The following is a 6,976-nucleotide window of genomic DNA, read 5'->3' as shown; positions in this document are numbered from 1 at the left end:
CCCCCCCCCCCCCCCCCCCAACCCCAGAGCGGGGGGGCCCGCCCACCCCCCCGCACGCCCCCCCTTCCGTCGCCGGGCGGGACAGGGGTTACCCCGCCCCGGCCCCACGCCGGCCCCCGCCCTCCCTCCCCGGCAGGCCGAGGCCCTTCGGCATGCCCGCTCCGCCCGGCGTCGTACCCGACGCGGCAGGTACCCCCGGGGAAGTATGTGCGCAGGCATCTAGCGGGTCGGTTCTTCCAGGTGCACGGATGTTCTGGAAGAGTGCGCCTGGGCCGGTCGTCTGACTGGTCGTCAGAGACGGGTTCCGGTCCGGTACAGCACGGACCTGCGCGAACAGCGCGGCGAACAGAGGGAGAACGATGGGCACGTACGCGATCACCGGTGCGGCATCCGGCATCGGCGCCGCCAGCAAGGCCCGCCTTGAGGCGGACGGCCACCGGGTCATCGGCGTCGACCTGCACAACACCGACGTCAACGCGGACCTTTCCACCCCCGAAGGCCGCGCCGAGGCGATCGCCAAGGTCACCGAGCTGGCCGGCGAATCGCTCGACGGCTTCGTGCCGTTCGCGGGCCTCGCCGCCGCGACCGGCCGCCCCGGTTCGCTGATGGTGTCGGTGAACTACTTCGGCGCGATCGAGGTGCTGGAGGGCCTCTACCCGCTGCTCGCCAAGGGCACGAACCCGTCCGTGGTGCTGATCAGCTCCAACTCGACGACGTGCCAGCCGAACTGGCCGGTGGAGCTGGCCGAGCTGTGCCTGGCCGGCGACGAGGCGGCGGCCCGCGAGGCGGCCGACAAGGACCCGATGGGCTCCTACCCGGCGGCCAAGGCGGCGCTCGCGTACTACGTGCGCACCAAGGCCGTCGCCGACGAGTGGATCGGCGCGGGCATCCGCCTCAACGCGATCGCGCCGGGCCTCATCGAGACGCCGATGGTCGCGGCCGGCAAGGTCGACCCGCTGACCGCGGAGGGCATGAAGATGTTCCCGCTGCCGATCGGCCGCGGCGGCCGCCCCGAGGAAATCGCCGAGCTGACCGCGTTCCTGCTCGGCCCGACCTCGTCGTTCTTCGTCGGCTCGGTGCTGTTCTGCGACGGCGGCACCGACGCGCTGTTCCACGCCAAGGACTGGCCGAAGGTCTGGGAGCTGGACCTGTCGGCGTTCGGCGGCTGAACCGGAGCACACGCGGGGCATCGGGCGCCGGAGCCGACCCCGGCGCGTGCCCGAGGCGCACCCCGGAGCACACGCCGGAGCGCGCGCTGCGGCGAGCAATCCGGATCGGAGATGATCAAAAACGATCACGCGTCGGGTGACACGTGACACCCGTCGTACGACGGGAGCGGGCGACCGCACGCACGGCAGCACGCAGCAGCAGGCGACCTGCACACCACGACGGTGACCCCGTCCCGGATGCCTCCGGGGCGGGGTCACCGTCGTCTGCGCTCGATCAGCCTGCGGTCGTCACATCGGTCCTGTTGAGCATGCGGCGACGGCCGTCCATCTCGACCCGGTCGTCCTCGGTGAGGCCGCCCCAGACGCCGTAGGGTTCGCGTACGGCGAGGGCGTGTTGGGCGCATTGGGCGCGCACGGGGCAGCGCTGGCACACCTCCTTGGCAGCGGCCTCCCGCGCGACCCTCGCGGCCCCGCGTTCGCCTTCCGGGTGGAAGAACAGTGCGCTGTCGACGCCGCGGCAGGCGGCGGAGAGCTGCCAGTCCCACAGGTCGGCGTTGGGGCCGGGGAGCCGTGAGAAATCAGCCATGAGTCGTCCCTCGGTTTCAGGGGCAATTGGTGTCGCGGGGTGTGGCTTGGTGTGGCGGAGTGTGGCGGGGCTACGGGCCGATCGATCAAACGACGATCCGAAAGCGCCACAGAATGATCAGTTCCATGCAGATATCGGTCTTATGCGCGAAAACCAGTAAAAAATACGTGTCCCGGGCGTAACGCCTGCTGCGCCGCAGCCGATGAGCCCCCTCCTGGCGCGCCCGTGGCGCGCCGCCCGCCGGGTCGATCGCGAGAGTGAGGTCGTGTCGCTCGGAAAGGTCACTGTGTCGGCGTGCCCTTCGGAGGGGTCGGCTCGTTGTGGTAGCGGGCGGCCCCACGGCCCCCGAAGAAACCCCGTAACCCTTTCGAGTGATGGTCGTTGGGGTGGGTGAGACGGTCGGCGGTTCGCAAGTCCCGGGCACGACGAGCCGGGGCACACCGGGGACACTCCGGGAACACCGACCGCGTAGGCAACGGAACGTACAGGCGTGGAGGCTCAACGTGACGCGGATCTGCTGCGGAGGCCGGCGATGACGACCGTCCTGGTCTGCGACGATTCCCCGCTGGTCCGGGAGACGCTCCGGCGCGCGGTGGCCACGGTCCCCGGCGTCGAGCGGGTGACCACCGCCACGAGCGGCGAGGAAGTTCTGCGCCGCTGGGGCGCGGAACGCTCGGACCTGGTGCTGATGGACGTGCGCATGCCCGGGCTCGGTGGCGTGGAGGCCGTACGCCGGCTCCTCGCGGGCGACCCCGGTGCGCGGGTAATCATGCTGACGATGGCCGAGGATCTCGACGGAGTGGCCCTCGCGGTCGCCGCCGGGGCCCGCGGCTACTTGCACAAGGACGCGTCGCGCGCCGAGCTGCGCGCGACGGTGTCCCAGGCGCTCGCCGACCCGACGTGGCGGCTCGCGCCCCGCCGGCTCCGCTCGGCGGACATGGGTGTCGCCCCGACGCTGACCGCGCGGGAGATCCAGGTACTGGAGGGTATGAGCCACGGCCGCAGCAATGCGGAGATCGGCCGTGAGCTGTTCCTTTCCGAGGACACCGTCAAGACGCACGCGCGCCGGCTGTTCAAAAAGCTCGGCGCGTCGGACCGTGCGCACGCGGTCGCGCTCGGCTTCCGCTGGGGTCTGGTGCGGTGACCGCGCGGGGTTTCCGGCCCTGCGATTCGCGCCGCGACGGACCTGGCGCGAACCGCAGGGGCCGGAGCCCGGCATACTGAATCTCATGGGCGGGATCGCCGAGCGCATGCCGGACAGACCGGAGAGGGCCGAGACCCGGGTCGATGACGGCATGCGTGCCGTGGTCGTCCGGGCCGTTTCGGGCGACCTCCAGGCCACCGACGAACTGCTGGCCTATGTACGCCCGCTGGTGCTGAGGTACTGCCGGGCCAGGCTCGGCCGGGTGCCCGGCGCGGAGCACGCGGCGGACGACGCGGCGCAGGAAGTGTGCCTGGCGGTGCTGTCCGCCTTGCCGCGCTACCGCGACGAGGGCAGGCCTTTCGAGGCGTTCGTGTTCGGCATCGCCGCGCACAAGGTCGTCGACGTGCAGCGTGCCGCGGTCCGTGCGGCCGTGCCGACGTGCGACCTGCCCGAGGCGATCGACGACGACCCGGGCCCGGAAGACCAGGTGGTCCGGCGCAGCGACGCCGCGCAGGCGCGGGCGCTCCTCGGCCGTCTTCCCGACAATCTGCGCGAACTCCTCGTGCTGCGGGTGGCCGTCGGCTTGTCCGCCGAGGAGACCGGCCGGGCGATGGGCATGTCGCCGGGTGCGGTCCGGGTCGCCCAGCACCGCGCACTGTCCAGGCTGCGGGCGCTCGCCGAGGAGGAGAAGACGGCGTGAACGCGGGGATTCCCGGGATGCGGCATGTGCACGTCGGCGGTTCATCGCCGCGAGCACTCGCCGATCTGGGACTCCTGCGCCGCGACGACGAACTCGTCGAGACGCTGCGCGCCCGCACCACCGGGCATCCGAACACGGACCGGCTGGCCCGGCTGTTCCACGCGCTGGTCGCGGAGGTCGACGGCGTGCCGTCCGGACGCCGCGCGGTGACCGACCGCTGCTGACCAGGCCCGGCCCGGACGCGGATCCGGGCCCGGTCGTGAACCCGGCGCGTGCGGTTCGCGGAAACGGGCCGAATCCCGGGCCCGCGAAGGCCTTGACGGGAGCGGGAAGCTCCCGGGTCCGGGCGGTGTTGGAGCCGAGTAGCATGGGGGGCCATCCCCCTGGCACACCACCGGGCTGTCGTACCCGCGCGTCCGACCAGCAGCTCCGGTGGAGCCGCCGTATTCGCGCGGCCACGGTGTCGATCAAGGCGAGCGGGCGGCTCCCGGGCGTACCCCTCGAACCGGAACAACCGGAAGGTGTCATGAGTCTCACGGCCGACGGCGTACCCGAGAAGTTCGCGATGCTCGGGTTGACCTACGACGACGTGCTGCTGCTGCCCGGCGCGTCCGACGTCGTGCCGAGCGACGTCGACACGACGTCCCGGGTGACCCGGAACATCTCCGTGCGGATCCCCCTGCTGTCGTCGGCGATGGACACCGTCACCGAGTCGCGCATGGCGATCGCGATGGCGCGCCAGGGCGGCGTGGGCGTACTGCACCGCAACCTGTCGATCGCCGACCAGGCCAACCACGTCGACCTGGTGAAGCGGTCCGAGGCCGGCATGGTCATCGACCCGATCACCATCGGTCCGGACGCGACGCTGCGCGACGCCGACGAGCTGTGCGGCCGCTACCGCATCAGCGGCGTCCCGGTCACCGACGAGAACGGCCGCCTGCTCGGCATCGTCACCAACCGCGACCTGCGTTTCGAGGTCGACCACGCGCGCCAGGTCCGCGAGGTCATGACGCCGATGCCGCTGGTCACCGGCCAGGTCGGGATCAGCGGTGCGGACGCGATGGAGCTGCTGCGCCGCCACAAGGTCGAGAAGCTCCCGCTGATCGACGCGGACGGCAAGCTGCGCGGCCTGATCACCGTCAAGGACTTCGTCAAGAGCGAGCAGTACCCGCACGCGACCAAGGACGCCGACGGCCGTCTGGTGGTCGGTGCCGCGGTCGGTACCGGCGACGACAGCTTCCGCCGTGTGCAGGCGCTCGTCGAGGCCGGCGTGGACTTCATCGTGGTGGACAGCGCGCACGGCCACCAGCGCAACGTGCTGGAGATGATCGCCAAGGTCAAGGCCAACACCAAGGTCGACGTCATCGGCGGCAACGTGGCGACCCGGGACGGCGCGCAGGCGCTGATCGACGCCGGTGTCGACGGCGTCAAGGTCGGTGTCGGCCCCGGCTCGATCTGCACCACCCGCGTGGTGGCGGGCGTCGGCGCGCCGCAGGTCACCGCGATCTACGAGGCCGGGCTCGCGTGCGGCCCGGCGGGCGTCCCGGTCATCGGCGACGGCGGCCTGCAGTACTCCGGCGACATCGCGAAGGCGATCGCCGCGGGTGCGGACACCGTGATGCTCGGCAGCCTGCTCGCGGGGTGCGAGGAGAGCCCCGGCGAGCTGATCTTCATCAACGGCAAGCAGTTCAAGAGCTACCGCGGCATGGGTTCGCTGGGCGCCATGCAGTCGCGCGGCCAGGCCAAGTCGTTCTCCAAGGACCGCTACTTCCAGGACGACGTGCTGTCCGAGGACAAGCTGGTCCCGGAAGGCATCGAGGGCCAGGTGCCCTACCGCGGCCCGCTGTCCGCGGTCGCGCACCAGCTCATCGGCGGCCTGCGCGCTTCGATGGGGTACGCGGGCGCCCCGACTGTGCCGGACCTGAAGGAGCGCGGCCGGTTCGTCCGGATCACGGCGGCGGGTCTGAAGGAGTCGCACCCGCACGACATCCACATGACGGTCGAGGCGCCGAACTACCACGGCCGCTGATCCGCGGCGGCGCTCGCCGCCGCCGGTGCCGGGTCCTTGCCCGGCGCCGCGGGTTTGCGGTCACGGGGCGGTCGGGAACCTTCGGGTTCGGGCCGCCCCGTAGGCTTGTCCGGGGGCATCCGGGCGGAAATCAGGACAGGCGCCCGGACACGCGCGGCGCATCAGCGCCGCACGTGCGCGTGCAGGGTCCCACCACCGAGAACGGCAGGAGAGGCGCAACGTGACTGAGGTCGAGATCGGGCGGGGCAAGCGAGGACGGCGTGCCTTCCACTTCGACGACGTCGCCATCGTCCCGAGCCGGCGGACCCGCGACCCCGAAGAGGTCTCGATCGCCTGGCAGATCGATGCGTACCGGTTCGAGCTGCCGTTCCTCACCGCGCCGATGGACAGCGTCGTGTCGCCGGACACCGCGATCGCGGTGGGCCGTATGGGCGGCCTCGGCGTGCTCAACCTCGAAGGCCTGTGGACGCGCTACGAGGACCCGGCGCCGCTGCTCGAGGAGATCGGCAGCCTCGACGAGGCCGCCGCGACGCGCCGCATGCAGGAGATCTACGCGGAGCCGATCAAGGAAGAGCTGATCGGCGCGCGCATCAAGCAGATCCGCGACTCCGGGGTGGTCACCGCCGCGGCGCTGTCGCCGCAGCGCACCGCGCAGTACCACAAGGCGGTCATCGACGCGGGCGTCGACATCTTCGTGATCCGCGGCACCACGGTGTCCGCCGAGCACGTGTCGGGCCGGGCCGAGCCGCTCAACCTCAAGCAGTTCATCTACGACCTCGACGTGCCGGTCATCGTCGGCGGCTGCGCGACCTACCAGGGCGCGCTGCACTTGATGCGCACCGGTGCGGCGGGTGTGCTGGTCGGCTTCGGCGGCGGCGCCGCGCACACCACCCGCCGCGTGCTGGGCGTGGCGGTGCCGATGGCCACCGCGGTCGCGGACGTGGCCGAGGCGCGCCGCGACTACCTCGACGAGTCCGGCGGCCGCTACGTGCACGTCATCGCGGACGGCAGCGTCGGCGCCAGCGGCGACATCGCCAAGGCCGTGGCGTGCGGCGCGGACGCCGTGATGATCGGCTCGGCGCTGGCCCGTGCCACCGACGCGCCGGGCCGCGGCCACCACTGGGGTTCCGAGGCCCACCACCCGGAACTCCCGCGCGGGCGGCGGATGGACCTGGGCGCGGTCGGCACGCTGGACGAGGTCCTCAACGGGCCGTCGCACGTGTCGGACGGCTCGATGAACCTGTTCGGCGCGCTGCGCCGGGCGATGGCGACGACCGGCTACACCGACCTGAAGAAGTTCCAGCAGGTCGAGGTGACGGTGGCGCCGCAGAGCTGAGCAGGTGCGGCT

General features: G+C 71.9%; 7 protein-coding genes. 6 read left to right on the top strand and 1 reads right to left on the bottom strand.

All coding sequences use genetic code 11. The features are described from left to right. Positions 1-359 precede the first annotated feature (359 nt). On the top strand, positions 360-1,169 hold the full coding sequence (locus ACPA54_RS10400) for an SDR family oxidoreductase (RefSeq protein ID WP_423528399.1): 810 nt from the start codon (positions 360-362) through the stop codon (positions 1,167-1,169). A 274-nt stretch (positions 1,170-1,443) separates the two neighbouring features. Here the strand turns inward: ACPA54_RS10400 and ACPA54_RS10395 are convergent, their stop codons facing one another. Continuing rightward, positions 1,444-1,755, bottom strand: coding sequence for a WhiB family transcriptional regulator (locus ACPA54_RS10395; RefSeq protein WP_345673652.1), 312 nt, complete (start codon positions 1,753-1,755; stop codon positions 1,444-1,446). A gap of 532 nt (positions 1,756-2,287) precedes the next feature. On the opposite strand from ACPA54_RS10395, the gene ACPA54_RS10390 reads away from it, so the two are divergent. From ACPA54_RS10390 to ACPA54_RS10370, 5 genes are all read left to right on the top strand, one after another. Further along, positions 2,288-2,899: a response regulator transcription factor gene (locus tag ACPA54_RS10390; RefSeq protein ID WP_235054757.1), complete on the top strand. Its 612-nt coding sequence runs from the start codon at positions 2,288-2,290 to the stop codon at positions 2,897-2,899. A 151-nt stretch (positions 2,900-3,050) separates the two neighbouring features. Beyond that, on the top strand, positions 3,051-3,599 hold the full coding sequence (gene shbA / locus ACPA54_RS10385) for an RNA polymerase sigma factor ShbA (RefSeq protein ID WP_423528970.1): 549 nt from the start codon (positions 3,051-3,053) through the stop codon (positions 3,597-3,599). Beyond that, positions 3,596-3,823: a hypothetical protein gene (locus tag ACPA54_RS10380; RefSeq protein ID WP_423528398.1), complete on the top strand. Its 228-nt coding sequence runs from the start codon at positions 3,596-3,598 to the stop codon at positions 3,821-3,823. Before shbA ends, ACPA54_RS10380 begins: the two co-directional genes overlap by 4 nt. Positions 3,824-4,125: 302 nt before the next feature. After that, entirely contained in the window at positions 4,126-5,628 is a 1,503-nt protein-coding gene (gene guaB / locus ACPA54_RS10375) for an IMP dehydrogenase (RefSeq protein ID WP_423528397.1), read from the top strand. A 220-nt stretch (positions 5,629-5,848) separates the two neighbouring features. Beyond that, on the top strand, positions 5,849-6,964 hold the full coding sequence (locus tag ACPA54_RS10370) for a GuaB3 family IMP dehydrogenase-related protein (RefSeq protein WP_345673655.1): 1,116 nt from the start codon (positions 5,849-5,851) through the stop codon (positions 6,962-6,964). Positions 6,965-6,976: the final 12 nt, after the last annotated feature.

The organism is Uniformispora flossi, from assembly GCF_049534875.1.
In the GTDB taxonomy this organism is placed as follows: domain Bacteria; phylum Actinomycetota; class Actinomycetes; order Streptomycetales; family Streptomycetaceae; genus Yinghuangia; species Yinghuangia aomiensis.
The sequence above is the reverse complement of the archived record's forward strand: the minus strand, read 5'-3'. Positions and strand labels throughout refer to the sequence as shown.